At 50.5% G+C, this 18,910-nt stretch carries 17 protein-coding genes; 10 read left to right on the top strand and 7 right to left on the bottom strand.

All coding sequences use genetic code 11. The annotated features are described in order from the left end of the window. Positions 1 to 62 precede the first annotated feature (62 nt). The 6 genes from ACQ4MZ_RS12505 to ACQ4MZ_RS12480 all read left to right on the top strand — a co-directional run bounded on the left by ACQ4MZ_RS12505 (position 63) and on the right by ACQ4MZ_RS12480 (position 6,784). A complete protein-coding gene (locus ACQ4MZ_RS12505; RefSeq protein ID WP_430845414.1) occupies positions 63 to 1,373 on the top strand; it encodes a cytochrome ubiquinol oxidase subunit I in 1,311 nt (436 codons plus the stop codon). A 219-nt stretch (positions 1,374 to 1,592) separates the two neighbouring features. Continuing rightward, a complete protein-coding gene (locus ACQ4MZ_RS12500) occupies positions 1,593 to 2,618 on the top strand; it encodes a cytochrome d ubiquinol oxidase subunit II (protein ID WP_430845413.1) in 1,026 nt (341 codons plus the stop codon). Positions 2,619 to 2,794: 176 nt separating this feature from the next. Further along, complete coding sequence (locus ACQ4MZ_RS12495; RefSeq protein ID WP_430845412.1) at positions 2,795 to 3,541, top strand: LytR/AlgR family response regulator transcription factor; 747 nt, start codon at positions 2,795 to 2,797, stop codon at positions 3,539 to 3,541. A 135-nt stretch (positions 3,542 to 3,676) separates the two neighbouring features. Beyond that, complete coding sequence (gene fucP, locus ACQ4MZ_RS12490; protein ID WP_430845411.1) at positions 3,677 to 4,933, top strand: L-fucose:H+ symporter permease; 1,257 nt, start codon at positions 3,677 to 3,679, stop codon at positions 4,931 to 4,933. A 39-nt stretch (positions 4,934 to 4,972) separates the two neighbouring features. After that, entirely contained in the window at positions 4,973 to 5,761 is a 789-nt protein-coding gene (locus ACQ4MZ_RS12485) for an SDR family oxidoreductase (RefSeq protein ID WP_430845410.1), read from the top strand. Between the two features lie 9 nt (positions 5,762 to 5,770). After that, complete coding sequence (locus ACQ4MZ_RS12480; protein ID WP_430845409.1) at positions 5,771 to 6,784, top strand: zinc-binding alcohol dehydrogenase family protein; 1,014 nt, start codon at positions 5,771 to 5,773, stop codon at positions 6,782 to 6,784. Between the two features lie 104 nt (positions 6,785 to 6,888). Here ACQ4MZ_RS12480 and ACQ4MZ_RS12475 read toward each other — a convergent pair whose 3' ends face one another. From ACQ4MZ_RS12475 to ACQ4MZ_RS12445, 7 genes are read right to left on the bottom strand one after another with little or no spacing between them, the layout of a single operon-like run. Then, positions 6,889 to 8,007, bottom strand: a complete 1,119-nt coding sequence (locus ACQ4MZ_RS12475; RefSeq protein WP_430845408.1) for an ABC transporter permease — start codon at positions 8,005 to 8,007, stop codon at positions 6,889 to 6,891. Then, the gene (locus ACQ4MZ_RS12470; protein WP_430845407.1) at positions 8,004 to 9,110 is read right to left on the bottom strand and encodes an ABC transporter permease; all 1,107 of its coding nucleotides are present in this window, start codon (positions 9,108 to 9,110) and stop codon (positions 8,004 to 8,006) included. Before ACQ4MZ_RS12470 ends, ACQ4MZ_RS12475 begins: the two co-directional genes overlap by 4 nt. Positions 9,111 to 9,112: 2 nt before the next feature. After that, positions 9,113 to 9,859: an ABC transporter ATP-binding protein gene (locus tag ACQ4MZ_RS12465; protein ID WP_430845406.1), complete on the bottom strand. Its 747-nt coding sequence runs from the start codon at positions 9,857 to 9,859 to the stop codon at positions 9,113 to 9,115. Between the two features lie 8 nt (positions 9,860 to 9,867). Continuing rightward, the gene (locus ACQ4MZ_RS12460; RefSeq protein WP_430845405.1) at positions 9,868 to 10,779 is read right to left on the bottom strand and encodes an ABC transporter ATP-binding protein; all 912 of its coding nucleotides are present in this window, start codon (positions 10,777 to 10,779) and stop codon (positions 9,868 to 9,870) included. Continuing rightward, the gene (locus tag ACQ4MZ_RS12455) at positions 10,779 to 11,714 is read right to left on the bottom strand and encodes an HlyD family secretion protein (protein WP_430845404.1); all 936 of its coding nucleotides are present in this window, start codon (positions 11,712 to 11,714) and stop codon (positions 10,779 to 10,781) included. Before ACQ4MZ_RS12455 ends, ACQ4MZ_RS12460 begins: the two co-directional genes overlap by 1 nt. Before the next feature lie 18 nt (positions 11,715 to 11,732). Beyond that, the gene (locus ACQ4MZ_RS12450; protein ID WP_430845403.1) at positions 11,733 to 13,019 is read right to left on the bottom strand and encodes a TolC family protein; all 1,287 of its coding nucleotides are present in this window, start codon (positions 13,017 to 13,019) and stop codon (positions 11,733 to 11,735) included. A 58-nt stretch (positions 13,020 to 13,077) separates the two neighbouring features. Then, positions 13,078 to 13,689: a TetR/AcrR family transcriptional regulator gene (locus tag ACQ4MZ_RS12445; RefSeq protein WP_430845402.1), complete on the bottom strand. Its 612-nt coding sequence runs from the start codon at positions 13,687 to 13,689 to the stop codon at positions 13,078 to 13,080. A 164-nt stretch (positions 13,690 to 13,853) separates the two neighbouring features. Here ACQ4MZ_RS12445 and ACQ4MZ_RS12440 point away from each other — a divergent pair, with 164 nt between their 5' ends. The 4 genes from ACQ4MZ_RS12440 to ACQ4MZ_RS12425 all read left to right on the top strand — a co-directional run bounded on the left by ACQ4MZ_RS12440 (position 13,854) and on the right by ACQ4MZ_RS12425 (position 18,892). Next, entirely contained in the window at positions 13,854 to 14,210 is a 357-nt protein-coding gene (locus ACQ4MZ_RS12440) for a hypothetical protein (RefSeq protein ID WP_430845401.1), read from the top strand. A 32-nt stretch (positions 14,211 to 14,242) separates the two neighbouring features. Continuing rightward, positions 14,243 to 15,268, top strand: a complete 1,026-nt coding sequence (locus ACQ4MZ_RS12435) for an HTTM domain-containing protein (RefSeq protein ID WP_430845400.1) — start codon at positions 14,243 to 14,245, stop codon at positions 15,266 to 15,268. Between the two features lie 126 nt (positions 15,269 to 15,394). Next, positions 15,395 to 17,182 carry a translation elongation factor 4 gene (lepA, locus tag ACQ4MZ_RS12430; RefSeq protein ID WP_430845399.1) on the top strand — a complete coding sequence of 596 codons (1,788 nt, stop codon included), beginning with the start codon at positions 15,395 to 15,397 and terminating at the stop codon, positions 17,180 to 17,182. Between the two features lie 12 nt (positions 17,183 to 17,194). After that, positions 17,195 to 18,892, top strand: a complete 1,698-nt coding sequence (locus tag ACQ4MZ_RS12425) for a DUF6044 family protein (protein WP_430845398.1) — start codon at positions 17,195 to 17,197, stop codon at positions 18,890 to 18,892. Positions 18,893 to 18,910 lie beyond the last annotated feature (18 nt).

Below are 18,910 nucleotides of genomic sequence, written 5' to 3'. Positions count from 1 at the left end.
TGAAATACCCTTTGGCAGCTGTTCCTAACCCGAAAAAGGTATTTTTCAGTAAATCTATTCCCATGAACGACTTCATAGCCGCCAGATCCCAAATGGCCCTTTCCCTGGGCTTCCACATCATATTTTCCTGTATCGGAATGGTCATGCCGTTCTTCATGGCCGTGGCCCATTATTACTATCTCAAAACCGGCCAGACCATCTACAAAAACGTCACCAAGGCTTGGAGTAAAGGGGTTGCCATTTTCTTCGCAACCGGCGCGGTTTCGGGTACGGTGCTTTCTTTTGAGCTTGGGCTTTTATGGCCGGAGTTTATGAAACACGCCGGGCCTATTTTCGGAATGCCGTTTTCCCTGGAAGGAACGGCATTTTTTATTGAAGCGATCGCGCTGGGCTTTTTTCTTTATGGCTGGGACCGGTTCAATCCATGGTTCCATTGGTTCACCGGAGTGTTCGTGGGTGTAAGCGGACTGGCGTCTGGCATACTCGTGGTCGCGGCTAACGCGTGGATGAACAGCCCTGCGGGTTTTGAACTTTTAAATGGCCAATACCTTAACATAGACCCCATTGCGGCGATGTTCAATGAAGCCTGGTTCTCGCAGGCGTTGCACATGACGATCGCTGCATTCGCCGCAACCGGCTTCGCGGTGGCGGGGGTGCATGCGCTCATGATCCTGCGAGGGAACAATGTTCTTTTCCATACCAAATCCTTCACGATCGCGGCAGTATTCGGCTGTGCAGCGGCGCTCGTGCAGCCATTAAGCGGCGATATTTCCGCCAAGGACGTGGCGATCCGGCAACCTGCAAAGCTGGCAGCGATGGAAGCCCATTTTCATACCGAAAAATCGGCGTCATTGATTGTGGGAGGCATTCCCAATGAAGCAGAAAAAAAGGTCGATTTCGCCATAAAGCTGCCGGGTTTCCTGAGCTTCCTGGCGCACGGCGATTTCACGGCGGAAGTAACCGGCCTCGACCGCATTCCTAAGGAAAACCATCCGCCCGTTGCGGTAACACATTATGCATTTCAGGTTATGGTTGGAATGGGTATGGCCATGATGTTCGTTTCCATCCTCTACTTTACGGCATTATGGAAAAAGCGAAAGTGGTTGCAGGAGCGCTGGCTTTTGAAACTGTTCGCCATAGCGACTCCACTGGGTTTCATAGCCGTTGAAGCCGGCTGGACCGTAACCGAGGTAGGCCGCCAGCCGTGGATCATCTACGGCATCATGCGCACCGCCGATGCCGTTACCCCGATGCCCGGCATTGCCTATTCATTTTATCTTTTTACAGCCATTTATGTCTCGCTGGCAGCATTTGTAGTTTTCATGCTGTACCGGCAGATTAAGATGGTTGGGAGGTTGTACGATGTTGAATGAATTTTGAATGATTGAATGACTGAATGACTGAATGATTGAATGATTGAATGTAGTCATTGGGTCAGAAGCAGTCGTGAATTGTCAATATCAATAATAAATACAACACCCGACCATTCCTGACCACACTTGACAATACCTGATTTTTATCCAGTCATTCAAAATTCATTCACCCATTCACCCATTCAATCATTCAATCATTCAATCATTCAGTCATTAACAATGCTATACGTCGTCATCACATACCTCTGGGCGTCGATCCTGTTGTACCTGCTGCTGGGCGGGGCGGATTTTGGCGCGGGGATCATTGAGCTTTTTACTTCGCAGAAAAACAAGCAGGTTACACGCAAAACGTTGTATTCGGCCATCGGACCAATTTGGGAAGCGAACCACATGTGGCTGATCATCGCGATTGTGATCCTGTTCGTCGGCTTTCCGGTGATTTATTCGACCATGTCGGTGAACCTCCACATTCCGCTTACCGTCATGCTGATAGGCATTATCGCCCGGGGCACGGCGTTCACATTCCGGCATTATGATGCGGTGGTTGACGATATGCAGCATCTTTACAATACCATTTTTGCGATTTCCAGCTTCACCACACCGCTTTTTCTGGGGATCATTGCGGGCAGCGCGGTATCCGGACATATCGATCCTCAGGCCGGTTCTTTTGCCGATGCCTACATTTTTAGCTGGCTGCATTGGTTTGCGGTCACGGTCGGGCTGTTCACGGTATCGATTTGCGGTTTTCTGGCATCGGTTTACCTCATCGGCGAAACCGATGTCGAGCATGAGCGCCTGCGCTTTGCACATAAGGCACAGTTTTTCAATATCGCGGCAGTGGTCTGCGGGGCGCTGGTATTTATTGCCGCCTGGTTTGAACATATTCCACTGTTCGACTGGGTTTTCGGCAACTGGACAGGACGCATTGCCATCCTTTCAGCTACGCTCTCGCTGATCTGGATGTGGACTTTATTGTATCAGGGAAAAATTGGGCTGCTGCGGCCGCTGGCGGGTTTCCAGGTGACCATGATCCTCCTTACCACGACTTTCAGGCATTTTCCCAATATCGTTATTCTGAAAGGCGGCGGCTATTTGTCGCTCACTGAGCACGCCGGTCAGGAAAAGACGATCGAGGCGCTGGCATGGGCATTGTTACTGGGCAGCGTTCTGATCCTGCCGGCGCTTTTCTACCTGATTTACAGTTTTCAGAAAAAACCGGTCGGCTACGAAAGTCAGGCGCATTAAAATCCGCCTTCAAAAGCACACAAAATCGGGTTGGTTTAGGACTGCCGTTCCTTTCAATAACCGTTTGGTACCATACGGACATTGGAATAAGCTCGGTTGTACCCGTTATCATACTTTGTGAAAAAATCGCAGCCGGGTGAGCTGCATTCACAAGGTATTTTAACACCATACCCACTATGATAAAAGCGCTGATCATCGACGACGAGCCAAGGGCCCGCAATGTTTTGCACCAGCTTATCATCAGTTTTGTACCCGAAATCACCGAGGTACGGACTGCCGCATCCGTGGAAGAACCCAGGGGCGTACTGGAATTTTATCAGCCCGATCTGGTTTTTCTGGACGTGGAGATGCCTCACCAGAACGGGTTCGACTTTTTACAGCTTCCCAACAATCCCGACTTCGATGTCATCTTCATTACAGCCCATAATCAGTACGCCGTTCAGGCGATACGGTTCAGTGCGCTGGACTACCTCCTGAAACCCATTAGTCCTGAAGACCTGAAAGAGGCGGTGAAACGCCACACCACCAAGAACGAAAGTGCCCGGCAGCGTAAAATGCTGTTCGAGAACCTGGCCGCCAACATTGATAAACGGGACATGAAGGATTTCCGGCTGGCGGTACCTTCGAGCGAGGGCGTTTTCTTCTTTTTGGTACATGAAATTCTTCGCCTCGAAGCCGACCGGAATTACACGATCATCCATCTGATCAACAAACGGCCATTCATCGCGAGCAAAACACTGAAGCATTTCGAGGATATGCTGGCCAAGTTCCGTTTCATCCGAACCCATAAATCCCACCTGGTCAATCTCGACCATATTATCCGGATCAGCAACAACAACGAATTCATCATCCTCTCGGACGGCTCGCGCATCGAGGTATCACGCAGGAAAAAGGACGAGGTCCAACGGCAGCTGAACATCTGAAATCCAGCCTTTGCAAAACAATGTATGGGAATGTTTGTAGGGCAAAGAAGCATTTCCCCGTAAAAAAATATAATTCCTTTGCATTGTTTTGTTTTACTTTACAGCCGTTCCTGCATCTATTAATTTTTAACCTTTATGACCGATCGTAAGACGCGGCTGGCTGTCATCCTTATCACGTCACTGTTTTTTCTCTGGGGCTTCGCCCTCAACCTCAACCCGATCCTGATCCCGCATTTAAAAAAAGCCTGTCAGCTCAGCGACTTTCAATCCGCGCTGATCGACTCCGCTTCCTACATTGCCTACTTCCTGATCGCATTGCCTGCCGGGCTTTTTATGAAAAAGTATGGATACAAGGCGGGTATCGCCTTTGGATTGTTGCTTTTCGCCACCGGCTCGTTTCTCTTTTATCCGGCGTCCGAAATGCGGCATTTCGGGTTCTTTCTATTTGCATTGTTTGTGATCGCCAGCGGGTTGACCATGCTGGAAACAGCGGCCAATCCCTACATTACCGTACTCGGCGATCCCGATTCGGCTACGCAACGGCTCAATTTCGCACAGTCGTTTAATGGTCTCGCGGCATTTCTAGCACCATTAATGGGCGGGAAATTCATTCTCTCCGGTAAAACACTCAGTGAAGCCGAGCATCAGGCGATGTCCCCGGATCAGTTAAATGCCTATCTGAATGAAGAAGCCGCCTCCGTACAGATCCCATTTATATTGATCGGTCTGGTCGTGCTGTTCGTCGCGGTGATGATCTGGCGGACCTCGTTGCCTGAAATCAAGGAGGAGGAAGAAGTCATAGATCAAAAACCGGGCGGCTCGATCTGGGGCGAAAAAAACCTGATTCTGGGTACCACAGCGCAGTTCTTTTATGTGGGTGCGCAGGTGTGTATCAGCAGCTTCTTTATCCGTTTCGCCGATCATGTGGCTGGTATTGATGAAAAGACGGCTGCGTACCTGCTTTCCGGTGCGTTGCTTGCATTTATGATCGGCCGGTTTATCGGTACTTACCTGATGCGTTTCGTCGCACCTCCCCGCTTGCTGGCGATTTACAGCGTTGCCAATATCGTTCTGCTCGTTATGGCAGTACTTACCGACGGCATGTTCTCGGTTTACGCATTGGTAGGCGTCGAATTCTTCATGTCGATCATGTTCCCGACGATCTTCGCATTGAGTATCCGCGGATTGGGTGAAAAAACCAAAATCGGTTCATCACTCGTAATCATGTCGATAGTAGGCGGAGCGTTTTTCCCTGTAATTATGGGGCAAGTATCGGATATTTCGTCCATTCAAACAGCTTACATAGTCCCTGCGGTCTGTTTTCTCGTAGTACTATACTTCGCGATCCGTAACAGCTCGGTGAAGAGTGTGACGCTGAGTACCTCTCATTAACAGATAAGCTATCTTTTACGAGTCTTTATATTAATCATAATGGATTTAAAACTTCAAAATAAGGTGGTCATCGTGACCGGCGGTGCCAAAGGTATCGGTGAAGGCATTGTACAAGTGCTGGCATCCGAAGGAGCAATTCCCGTGATCGTAGGTAGAAATGCAGAGGATAACCAAAAGGTAGTCGATGCACTGGCGGCGGCAGGTAAAGAATCTCTTCAGGTAGCGGCCGAACTTACCCAGCCCGAGGCTTCCGAAAAAGCAGTTAACGCCGTTTTGGAAAAATATGGCCGTATCGACGGTCTGGTCAACAATGCAGGGGTAAATGACGGTGTAGGACTTGAAAACGGCTCCTACGGCGGTTTTATCGCCTCTTTACACAAAAACGTGGTGCATTATTATCTGATGGCACATTACGCATTACCGGCATTGAAAGCCTCCAAGGGCTCCATCGTAAACATCAGTTCCAAAACTGCCGATACCGGTCAGGGTGGAACGTCGGCATATGCAGCTTCCAACGGCGGCCGTAATGCACTGACCCGCGAATGGGCGGTAGAACTGCTCAAATATGGCATCCGTGTAAATTCGGTGATCGTTGCCGAATGCTGGACGCCGCTTTACGAGAAGTGGATCGAAACACTGCCCAATCCGCAGGAAAAACTGGCGGCGATTACTGCGAATATTCCATTGGAAAACCGCATGACAACCGCCGAGGAAATCGCCAACATGACCGTTTTCCTTCTTTCAGAAAGATCCAGCCACACGACCGGACAACTCATCTACGTCGACGGCGGCTATGTCCACCTCGATCGCGCCCTGGCCAATTCCTGATACCGATCCATGGAAATACTCGTTTGTACCACGCCCGGCTCGTTCTCCTACGAACAAGCCGAGGCACCGGTAGCCACACCGGGACACACCTTATTGAAAATCAAAAGAATAGGAATCTGCGGCACCGATTTGCATGCCTATGAGGGAACGCAGCCTTTCTTTCATTACCCAAGAATACTTGGCCATGAACTGGCGGGCGAGATCATCGAGACGGATGCGCCGGGTTTTGTGAAAGGCGAGGCTGTAACATTTGTTCCGTATTTCAACTGCGGCAAATGTGTTGCATGCCGAAATGGCCGTCCTAACTGCTGCGCCAGCCTGAAAGTGTCGGGCGTGCATATCGACGGCGGGATGGTGGAATACCTCTCCGTCCCCTCCTATTCGCTTGTGCACGGCGACGGCTTGAGCTTCGACGAACTCGCGCTTGTGGAGCCGCTCGCGATAGGCGCGCACGGCGTGCGCCGCGCTGATGTGCGTAAGGATGAGTTTGTGCTCGTGGTCGGTGCAGGCCCGATTGGCTTGGGAACCATGGAATTTGCCCGCATTGCCGGTGGAAAGGTGATTGCCCTGGATATTAACGATCAGCGCCTGGCATTCTGCCGTGACCGCGTCGGCGTGGAGCATACTATCAATGGCCTTCATGAGGATGTCGCCGGACGGTTGGCCGAAATCACAAACGGTGATATGCCGACCGTCGTCATAGACGCGACCGGCAATTTACGCGCTATTAATACTGCGTTCGCTTATCTGGCTCATGGAGGGAAATATGTGCTGGTAGGTTTGCAAAAAGGTGAAATCGCATTCAGCCACCCTGAATTTCACAAACGTGAGGCCACATTAATGAGCAGCCGCAACGCCACCCGCACCGATTTTGAGCATGTGATCCATAGCATGAAAAACGGGTTGGTCGATCCGAAAACCTATATCACCCACCGCGTAACGTTCGGGCAGGTGAAGGATCAGTTCGAAAGCTGGCTCGATCCGGCTAACGGGGTGATTAAGGCGATGGTCGAGATGGGTTAGTTGGGGCAGGAATAGCCAGGGATGGTCAGAGGTAGTCAAGTGATGGTCAGGGGTAGTCAAGGATGGTCAGGGGTAGCCAAGGATGGTTAGGGGTTGTGGAATCGTTAGTTGGTTTTCTTGTAGTTCAGAATGGCCCAGCTGTTTAAAACAAGGGCCATTAATGATACTATTCCGACGTGCGGGAGAATATCGGCGAAGCTACTGCCTTTAAGTACGACCATCCGCATTACCTCGATCATGTAGCGCACCGGGTTAGCACGCGTGATCAGCTTGGCCCAGTCTGGCATACTGTCGATCGACGTGAACAGACCTCCCAGCAATATGAACAGCATCATGAAAAAGAACATGATGAACATGGCCTGCTGCTGGGTATCGCAAAATGTCGATACCAGCAGCCCGAAGCCCAAAACAGCCAGCAAATACACGGAAATGAATGCGTAAAGCGTAAGCAAACTGCCGACCGGTACGATCCCGTACACAAACCGTGCTACCAGGAGACCTATTGTGAAAACGATATTGGCCAGCACCCAGAAAGGGATCAGTTTACCCAATATAAAAATGTGCTTTTTGATCGGCGTCACGTTGATCTGCTCGATCGTCCCGATTTCCTTTTCCCGCACGATGTTCAGTGCGGACAAAAACCCGCCCACCATTGTGACCAGGATCGCCAGAATGCCCGGGACGATAAATACCTTGTAATTCAAAACCGGATTGAACCAGTTCGAGGCCACCACGTCGATCACAGGAAACTGGCTAAACCGCGGCGGTGTGACGAGCTGCATCCGGATGTCTGCATTGAAATCCCCGATTATAGTTCCTAAATAAGAGCCGCCCAGGCTCGCCTTGGTACCGTTAATCGCGTTGACGGCCACAAAAAGCTTTTCGTGATCTTCCCGGATCAGGTTTCTTTCAAAGTCATGCGGGATTTCGAGGATCAGATCAGCCTTATCGGATTCAATCAGGCCGAATGCCTCCTTAAATGACGCATTGTAACCCGTGAGCCGGAAGTAGCCGGATGCGACAATTTTAGCAATCAGTTTCCGGGAATAGGGCGATTTGTCATGATCGACGACCGATAAATTGATATTCCTCACCTCATAATCAGCTGCCAGCGGCATGATTATCAGCTGCACCAGCGGCATAACAAAGATCATTGCCACAATGGCCTTATCTCTGAAAATCTGCCTGAATTCTTTGCGTAACAAAAATCGTAATGTCCTCATTGCAAACGGATTTTAAAACTCTTCAAACTGACCAGCAGCAGAAATACGGTCATACCGGACAAAATCAGTGTTTCTTTCCAAAGCTCGGTTAATCCTAACCCTTTGATCATGATCGATTTGACGATAATGTAAAACCATTTGGAAGGCACAATATTGGAAATGACTTGCAATAGCACGGGCATGTTCTCGATCGGGAATAGAAATCCGCTGAACATCATCGTCGGCAACAGCATGCCCATCAGCGAGATAAGCATGGCGATCTGTTGAGAGGAAGTTTTGATGGATATGAAAATACCCAGCGCCAGACAGGTGACGATAAACAATGTGCTTTCCGCAAACAGCAGTGCCACGCTTCCCTTGACAGGCAAATCCAGCACAAAAACGCTCAGCAGCAATATCGCGGTCACATTCACGAGCGACAAAACGAGGTAAGGAAATGCCTTGGCAAATATCACCAGCACCGGCTTGAATGGCGACACGAGCAGGATTTCCATCGTACCGGTTTCCTTCTCCCGTACGATGGAAATGGCGGTCATCATCACCGAAACCAGCAGCAGCACCAGCGCCATCACGCCTGGTACGAAACCATGCGCGCCTTTGAGCTGCGGATTGTAGAGCATTCGCACCTCGGGTGTAATACGGTAGGGAATTTCCAGATTCTGATTGAGCTGGTTCTGGTAATCCATGATGATCGACGACAGGTAATTGGTGACCATATTCGCGGTATTGACGTCGCTGGCGTCGGTAATGATCTGGATCTGCGCCTTATTCTGGTGCAGTAAATCCTCGTTAAAATTGGCTGGAAATACTACCACAGCTTTGATCTTCCCCTTCTGAAACGTACTCAATATTTCGCTGTGGCTCAACGCAGCCTGCCGGATGTCGAAGTACCGGCTCGAACCGATCTTCGTCAGCAGTTCCTGCGAGGCATTGTCTCTGGCATAATCCACCACCAGGATTTCGGAATCCTTCACCTCGTTGGTCAATGCAAAGCCGAATATCAATATCTGCGCGATGGGCATCCCAAACAGGATCAGCAGCGTGCGGCGGTCGCGGAGCACGTGGTAAAATTCCTTTCTGACAAAGGCGAGAAACTGTTTCATGACTAGTCCCCTCTTTTTGCGCCGCGCGCGAGTTGGTAAAACACTTCGTCCATCGACCGCACATGAAAGCTGTTTTTCAGGTTTGCCGGCGTGTCGAGGACTTCCATTTTTCCATCCACCATGATCGATATACGATGGCAATACTCGGCCTCGTCCATGTAATGCGTGGTCACGAAAACGGTAATGCCGCTATCGGCGGCTTCGTAGATCATGTCCCAAAATTGCCGGCGGGTCACGGGGTCTACCCCGCCCGTAGGCTCGTCGAGAAACACAATTTTGGGATCATGCAACACAGCCACCGAGAAAGAAAGTTTCTGTTTCCAGCCGAGCGGAAGCGATCCTACCAGCTTGTTCGCTTCGCTTTTCAGCCCTAGCCTTTGAAGTAATTCTTCGGTTTTGGATTTGATACGCTCGTCGGAAAGACCGTAAATGCCCCCGAAAAACTCAATATTTTCCAGTACCGTCAGGTTTTCGTAAAGTGAGAACTTCTGGCTCATGTAGCCGATATTCTTCTTGATCTGCTCAGTCTGCGTGTACACATCATACCCCGCAATGGTCGCCTTGCCAGAACTGGGAGCAGAAAGGCCGCATAGCATGCGCATGGCAGTGGTTTTGCCGGCGCCATTTGCGCCGAGGAAGCCGAAAATCTCCCCCTTATGTACGTCGAATGTAATTTCGTTGGTGGCTATAAAGTCCCCGAACCGCTTGGTAAGCTTCTCGCAGACTATCACTTTATCGTCCTGCATCATGGCGGTTTTTAATGTAATAATTTGATAAATGAATCCTCGATTGTTACCTCGGCCTCTTTCACCTCCACGCCTGTAAGTCCGCGCTCTCGCAGGTATGCCTGCAATGGGCGCGTGTCCGTATCTGCGTCGCGTAGCACTGCATGTGCGTACTCGCCGAAAGCGTAACTGTTCAGAATGTCCGGATGCGCTTCAAGGGTTTTCAGTAATTGGTACATTTCGTTGGCCTTAATGGCCAGCAGCCGGTCGGGATAGTTATTTACGATATTCTTGGGCCTGTCGATAGACAGTATTTTACCACCCTGGATCAATGCAATGCGGTCACAAAGAGAGGCTTCGTCCATGTAGGGCGTCGAAACGAGGATCGTAATGTTCTGTTCTTTCAACCTCCTGAGCATTTCCCAAAACTCCTTTCGCGAAACGGGGTCGACACCCGTGGTAGGTTCGTCCAGAAATAATGTGGTGGGTTTGTGGATCAATGCACAACATAATGCCAGTTTCTGCTTCATCCCACCGGACAGCTTTCCCGCACGCCGGTTTTTAAAAGGCTCGATCTGTACGTAAATGTCTTTGATCAAATGGTAGTTTTCCTCAATCGTCGTACCGAAAACGGTAGCGAAGAAATGCAGGTTTTCTTCGATAGTCAGGTCCTGGTAGAGCGAAAATTTACCGGGCATATACCCCACCGTACTGCGTATTTGCCTGAAATCCTTCACGATGTCATACCCGTCTACACTACCCGAGCCGCCATCGGGCAGCAGGAGCGTGGTCAGCATCCTGAAAATGCTGGTCTTGCCGGCGCCGTCGGGCCCTATCAACCCGAAAAGCTCGCCCTTATTGACGGAAAACGACACATCATCTACCGCCACAGCTCTATCCGTGCCGTAAGTTTTGATCAGATTTTTGACAACAACCGCTTCCATTATTTCAGCGCGACTTCACCGTACATGCCTATTTTCAGATATCCGTCATTCTTTACCCGGATCTTCACCGCGTAAACCAGGTTCGCGCGTTCGTCCTTTGTCTGAATGGTCTTGGGGGTAAATTCCGCCTTGCTGCTGATCCACTCGATCGTCCCGGGCAGCTCACGGTACTGGCCGCCGGCACTGTCCACGAGCACTTTTACCTGCTGATTGAGCTTAATGCCCGTCAGTTGGTCTCCCGTCAGATAGGCGCGCAGAATAATTGTGGAGAGATCCGCGATTTTGTACAGAGGCTTCCCTGCCGCGGCGACTTCATTTGCCTCCGCGTATTTTGTCAGCACGGTACCATTCACTTCGTTGACAATCCTCGTTTTGGCAAGCTGATCGTTAATCTGCTCGATCTGGGCAACCAGCGGCTGCACATCCGCCCGCAAGCCGGAAGTTTGCGTTTTCAAAACCGACGTTTGCGCGGCGTCCTGCTTACGGATTACGTCCAGCTGCTTTTGCAATTCTTCAACTTGCGCATTGATATCGTCGAGTTGCTTAGGTGTAGCCGCATCGGCTTTGAGCAAGTTCTGAACACGTTTCTGCTCGTGGAGCAGATTATCAAGCCGCACCTGCGACACGGCGATCTGCTGTTTGTAAACATTTGTCTGCGCCGCAATGTCGGGCAGGCGGCTGCCGGTAGCCCTGATTTGCGCTTCGAGTTGCATTTTGCGCAGCGACAATTGTAAACTATCAATATATCCCACGGTCTGCCCGGCTTTTAGCTGCTGGCCTTCTTCCAGGTCCAGCGCCATAATGCGGCCCGTTGCCTCGGCGGATACAATCGTTTCCACAGCCTCGAATGTCCCCGAAGCATCGTAGAGATTCTCTTTTCCATTACAGGCCGCTATCGCCGCAGCCAATATGATCAGATAAGAATATGTTTTCATGTGTTTGTATTTAAAGGCTTATTCAAAATGGGTACCCAGCGTGTTATCGAGGCTATACTGCGACATCAGCAGCTGAATACCGTGCAGGATCTTACTCAGCCGCGCCTGATCTTCGGCATTCACTTCACGCAGGAAGTCGTTGGTGTTAATCACGCCGTTTTCGAGTTGGGCCGCGGCTGTGGTCTTAATGCTTTCGCGGAGCGTGATAATCTCATCGTCCGTCCTCAGCAACTGGCTGAAACGATCGAGTTCCGCGTTTTGCTGTTTGGCTACCAGATTGGTATTGAAAAGAAATGTCTCCTTTTGAAGCTGAATGGCATCCCGGTTGCTGCGGATCAGCTCCCGGTCCTTCTTAATGGTATATAATCCGGAAAGTGACCAGTTCAGCCGCAGTCCGGTAATGTAATACGGATTGAAGCCATTGCTAAGAATATTCAATGCGGGCCGGCCGTAACCTCCCTGGAAGAAAAAATTGAGTTTCGGGCGGTTGCGAACGTCCAGCAGTTGTGATTGCACATCCAGGCTACGGTTTTGGGCGTCATAAAGTTTGAGTTCCGGCCGGTTAATATCGCCTCCCGCCACCAGGCCCGCAGGCTTTTCCAGCACTGCTGAATCGCCCAATGACTGGCCTGTCAGCATTCCCAACATTTCCAGGTATGCTTTCCGGCTCGCATTCAGATCAATGGCACGCTGGTCGGCTTTCAGTAATTCCGCTTTCAGAGTATTCGCATTGCTTTTGAATGCGGTCCCGTTGTCGATGAGCGCCTGCACTTTACGAATCCCCAGGTTGATATCCTTTTTCAGCAAATCATTTTGTTTCAGCTGCTCGTCGAGCATTAATACACCGAAAAACAATTGGTTCACCCGCTCGTTGAGCTTGTATAATTCCACTTCCAGCTTTTGGGATTCCACCAGCGCGTTCGCCTCATGCGAGCGTACCTGTGTACGGACGTTGCCTCCGTCGTAAACCGCCTGGTTTAACTCGCCGTAAACCTTGTACTGATCTTTGCTAATGCTTGGAAACTCTACACCAGGGATCGAAACGGGCAGTTTAAATTCCGTCACCGCCGACTGGTATGTGGCCTGCCCCTGGACCATAAGCTGCGGCAAATAGCCCTTTGCGGCATTGCTCACCGAGTAATCCCGGGCCTTTTCGATCAGCCCCTGCTGCCTGATCATCGGGTAGTTTTTCCGGGCGAGCCGGTAAGCTTCCCGGATCGTCAGTGGCCCGTCCTGCGCTCTTAGGCACGTGGTTATCAGCGCAAAAACACTGATCACCAATGGCATTCTGAATCCATTAATCATTTTATTTATTCGATTTATTTAATCATTTGATTAATTTCTATTCAAAAAAATAGGGCGGTTAACCCTGATCCAACATCAGTTTCATCCACGCCGGAACCAGCTTTTTACGCTGCTCCATCAGTTGCCGGTACATGTCTTCATTGCCCAGGATCGGTTGCAACACCGGCTTTGCGACAAACGGAAACAAGTTCATTCCCAGCAGGTTCATCAGAAAATGAAATGGGTTAATATCACTTCTGCGCTCTACGAGCTGCTTGATGAAAACCGATTCCGTGAGATGCTTCCGGGCCTGAAACCGGTTTGAAAGCTGCTCGGGATTGTTGCGGATTTCACTCAGCACGAAAATCGGCAGATCGGGATGTTCCAGAAGCATATTAATGTAGCTCTCCGTGATCTTTTCCAGTTTCTCTTCTAATGTCGTCGACTCGTCATTGAGAACCGGCCCCAATACGCCGAACAACTTGTCGATCCGCTCGGCCATCACAATTTGAAAAAGCTTTTCCTTACTGCGGAAATAGTAGTTCAGCAGCGCCAGGTTAATACCCGCTTCTTCGGCAATATCTCTCGTACGTGCATTGCCATATCCCTTTTTGGTGAACACAAGGCTCGCCGCCTCCTTGATCTTCTCTTCCGTGCTCAGGTCCAACTCCGCTTTTTTTGCTTTCGCCATCAGTCAATTTCCGTTTGATGCTTCAAAGGTAACGTTATCTTCGATTTAACCAAAATATTTAATCAAATGATTAAATATTTTGGTTAATACTCTTTTCATTAACTTTTACGAGAAAATACGGCAACTCAAAATAGCTCTATGATCCGTAAATCTATCATGCACTCATGACTTCATCATCTTTTAAAAAATGGCTTCCCGGAATACTCTTCCTATCGGCCCAGGTCACTAACACACTGTATGAACTTACCCAGGACACCCGGACAATCTCCTGGGCGCCGCATACTACGCAGGTCTTCTACCGCATTGACGCTTTCCAGAATGGCGTTACCTGGGGCCGGCAGGCCGTCGAGGCCCGTTACGGGTTAGCCCAAACTCAATGGGAAGCACATGCGCCGGGTAATCTCAGGCGGCTTGTCACTTCGGTAGAAGCACAAGCTCCTACTCACCCCGACAGCGTCAGGATCTCTTATCGCCGTAATGGGGCACCGGAACAAACGTATCTGTGGAAAGCCAGCCGTTGAGCACTATGCGCCATCTTAATCCTTTCTATGTTATGGGAAAGGCCGTCGTACCCGAGCTCGTGCTCGCAGTGCGAATGCTGGCCATCTATCTGCTTTTGACGGGAGAGTTTCCCTTCAATGGCAACCAGGGCGGCGGCAGGTTCTACCCGCTCATTGAGTGGCTGGGCGAACTGGGCACCGACGAGGAGTTCAATATGGGCGTCAGGTTGCTGTTCCTGAGCGGCATCGGCTTGCTCCTGTTTTCGCGCTTTATACGTTTTGGCGCACTGTGCGTCGGTCTGGCATTCGTCACCGGGCTCCTTTCCTGCCAGATATGCATCTCCGTGGCCCACCTTTTTACGGGTTGTGTGTTCCTGTGCACCGGGCTTAGCAACCATGTTACGGGAACAGACCTGATCCGTTTCCAACTCGCGGTGCTCTACCTGGGCGCCGACCTGAACAAGGTTTTCGATCCCGACTGGTGGACCGGCGCCAGTATGGAGACACTTTTGGTAACCAAACATCAGATCGCATCCTATATAGAGGCTGCCAGCATTTTCCCCCGTGGTTTTTTGTCACAAATGATGGGCATAGGAGTGATTGTATTACAAATCAGTATTGCTATCCTCCTGCTTCGCCGGGCGACTATCGTTTATGCAATGCTATTGGCGCTTGTTCTGCATTTGCCGATGGTGTTATTAATGCAAATGACATTCGGGCCGTTTCTCTTCGCGCTGGTTACCGCCTATGGCTCTTTGCTCACATGGCCGCGGCGCCTGGCTTACGATAACCGTTTGCACAGTAGCGTGCTGGCTAAATGGTTGACGTGGCTGGATTTTAATCGACAAATGAATCCCTGCGCAGGTGATGCAAAGGAGTCGCTAACCTCCTGGCTGAGGACCGGCCTGCATTACCTGGCACACCCTGCTATGCTGTTGTCCATGACCGTTCTGACTGCCGCTATGGTGCGCTATGGCCAATTAATTCCCCTGACCTCAGTCGTAGTCGCGGCGTATTGGCTTTACGCCTGGCCGCAGCGGAAGCACGCAAGACGAGCGCCTTCGCCTGCAGGTGTGTGAGCACGCTTGTCATTTTTAGTTTGAACTTCTGTTTGAAAACATCTTGAAATATTAATTACCCTCGTAATTTTGTGATTGCTTTGACCTGAACTATATATTCAAAGCATTGGAATAGGAACAACTTTCATGAAGAAAATCCGTAATTTTTGCATTATTGCCCATATTGACCACGGGAAAAGTACCCTGGCGGACCGTCTGCTGGAATTTACCAAAACTGTATCGCAGCGCGAAATGCAGGCGCAATTGCTCGACAATATGGATCTGGAACGTGAACGCGGCATCACTATCAAGAGCCACGCGATCCAGATGAACTACATTTATAAAGGAGAAGAATATATACTCAACCTGATCGACACCCCGGGCCACGTGGATTTTTCCTACGAGGTTTCCCGCTCGATCGCTGCCTGTGAAGGCGCATTGCTGCTCGTGGATGCCTCACAAGGCACCGAAGCGCAGACGATCTCCAACCTGTACCTGGCGATCAACCATGACCTGGTAATCATCCCCGTTTTGAACAAGATCGACCTTCCCGGCGCCATGCCCGAGGAAATCAAGGACGAAATGGTGGATCTGCTGGGCTGCGACCGCGGCGACATTATTCCTGCCAGCGGTAAAGAAGGTATCGGCATTGAGGACATCCTGAATGCAATTGTAGAACGCATCCCTGCCCCTGTCGGCGATCCGGAAGGCCCGCTGCAAGCGCTGATCTTCGACTCGGTTTTTAACTCGTACCGCGGTATCGAGGTAATCTTCCGTGTGAAAAACGGCAGCATCAAGAAAGGCGACAAAGTGAAGTTCATGGCGACCGGCAAGGAATATATTGCCGACGAAATCGGGACGCTGGGGTTACAGCAAATACCCAAACAAGTGGTCGAATGCGGCGACGTTGGTTACCTTATTTCGGGTATCAAAGTAGCCAAGGAGGTGAAGGTAGGCGATACTTTCACGCATATCGACCGCCCTGCGAGCGAAGCGATTGTAGGTTTCTCGGAGGTTAAACCGATGGTTTTTGCCGGTATTTACCCGGTTGATACCAGCGAGTTCGAAGAGCTTCGCGAGGCAATGGAAAAATTGCAGCTGAATGACGCGGCATTGGTTTGGGAACCTGAAACTTCGGCGGCACTCGGTTTTGGTTTCCGTTGCGGCTTCCTGGGAATGCTGCACATGGAGATCGTCCAGGAACGTCTGGAACGCGAGTTCGATATGACCGTGATCACGACGGTACCTTCCGTGCAGTTCCGTGTTTTGACTACCAAAGACAAAATCCTGAATATCAGCGCTCCGTCAGAAATGCCTGAGCCTAACCATATTAAATATATCGAAGAGCCGTACATCAATGCGCAGATCATCACCAAATCGGACTACATCGGCCCGATCCTGAACCTGTGTATGGACAAGCGGGGTATCCTCAAAAACCAGATTTACCTCACTGCCGAGCGCGTGGAGCTGCAATTCCTCATCCCGCTGGCCGAGGTGGTTTTTGATTTCTTCGATAAACTGAAAACAATCTCCCGCGGTTACGCTTCACTCGACTATGAACTGGCAGGTTACCAGGAGTCGGACATGGTGAAACTCGACGTGATGCTCAACGGCGAGGCGGTGGATGCATTGTCGGCTATCGTACACCGTTCGAAATCTTACGAATGGGGTAAAAAACTTTGCGAAAAGCTACGTGAGCTGATTCCACGCCAAATGTTCGAGATCGCCATCCAGGCAGCCATCGGACAGAAGATCATCGCCCGCGAAACCGTAAAAGCCATGCGGAAGGACGTTTTGGCCAAATGTTACGGCGGTGATATTTCCCGTAAGCGCAAGCTCCTCGAAAAACAGAAGAAAGGTAAGAAGCGGATGCGCCAGGTGGGTAGTGTAGAAATTCCGCAGGAAGCATTTATGGCCGTTTTGAAGATCAACTAGTAATTCCACGATATGAAAGCAAAATACCAGCATTACTACCTCAGAGGGTTGTTGCTGGTATTTTTGCTTTATCATGCGCCCACCATTTTCCTGGGCCAGAGGGCATATTTCAATGCCTTCGACTCGCTCGATTCGTTTGTGGTATGGTACCGGCTCGCCACGCAGGACGCCTACGCATGGGCGCCCTCGTACGCGATCATCGAGCCTTTTATGGGAGGTGTGCCCAAATTCACGCTGGTCAGCACCTATAATGTGTATTACTGGCTCAATCTCCTGCTACCTACTTTTACAGCTTTCCAGTTCTACAATGTCTTCATCAGCGGTGTCGCACTGATCGGCATGTGGCTGCTTTGTCGGCGGCATTTGGCTGCCAACGAGCCTGTTTCGGCCTTTCTGGCTTTATCATTTGCATTTACCCCCTTCCTGCCAACCTGGGGACTGAGCATTGCGGGCCAGCCGCTTCTGGTATTTGCCATCCTGAATATTCGCAAAGAAAGCCCGGCCATCTGGAACTGGCTGATCCTGGCGGCGTTTCCATTTACCTCCAATTTCCAGTCAGCCGGGGTATTCATTCTGTCTGCATTCGGAGCGTTGATTGGCTATGACATTGTTCAAAGACGTCCGGTTAAACGACTGCTTCTGGCGTTTGCAATCTTGCTGGGCGTGTATCTATTCACGAAGGTCGACCTGATACAGAATTTACTCGGAGGGGAAGGATTTGTTTCGCACCGGATGGAGATGCGACGGTTTCCGGTGCCGCTGGGTGTTTGCTTTAAAATATTTGCCCGGTACTTCCTGCTCGGCAATGTCGATGTGGCGTTGTCGCTGCATACGTTCGTGCTCCTGCCGTTTGTGTGCCTGGTTTATGCGTTACATGTTATTCGCAAAAGGGAATTACCGCGGGGCATTACTATTACGCTGGGCATTATTACACTTATCTGCTTTTACATTGCGATCCTGAACTGGGAGCCGCTGGTGAACCTCCGGAACAGCTCCGATCTGCTGCGTATGTTCAGCCTGGAAAGGTTTCATATCTTTCTGCAAATGCTCTGGCACATTGCGGCAGGGCAGGCATTGCTATTGATTGTTCCCCGATACCAACCTCGCGTTTTGATTGCGGTAGCGGCCATGCAGCTTGTGGTTTGCTTCGCCTACCAGCCCACCTATTACGAACGCTTCGTCAAAAAATTCGTCTCCATTGTTCCCTATCACTACATCTTCACCTACGAGGATTACTATGCCGAGCGGATGTTCGACAATATCAAAACGGCCATCGGCAAGCCGGTAGACACCTACCGCGTAGCGAGTATCGGCATTCCGCCGGCGGTGGCCCAATACAATGGCATGTGGACGATCGACGGGTATTCGAGCAATTATCCCCTTCCTTATAAACACCAGTTCCGGAACATCATCGCCGGTGAACTCGAAAAGAACAGTAACAACCGGGGCTTCTTCGACTTCTGGGGCAGCCAGAGCATTGTCGTGTACGACCAGGGGCTACCCTATTTTGAAACCCACATGACGCGTGGCATGGCCCCTTCCGAGCGCCCGATTACGCTCTCGCATGAGGCATTACGCGAGCTCGGCTGCGACTACATTTTGTCTGTGGAAAACATCGCAAGCCCGGAAAAGTCGGGCTTGCGTAAGCTGGCGATATTCCGTTCAGCGATCTGGCATTTGAGTCTTTATGAAGTCATTAACACTCAGTGACGTATATGTAACCGAAAG

The organism is Dyadobacter sp. BHUBP1, assembly GCF_050587785.1.
Taxonomy (GTDB): Bacteria; Bacteroidota; Bacteroidia; order Cytophagales; family Spirosomataceae; genus Dyadobacter.
Note: the sequence above shows the minus strand (reverse complement) of the source record. Positions and strands in the feature narration are given on the sequence as shown.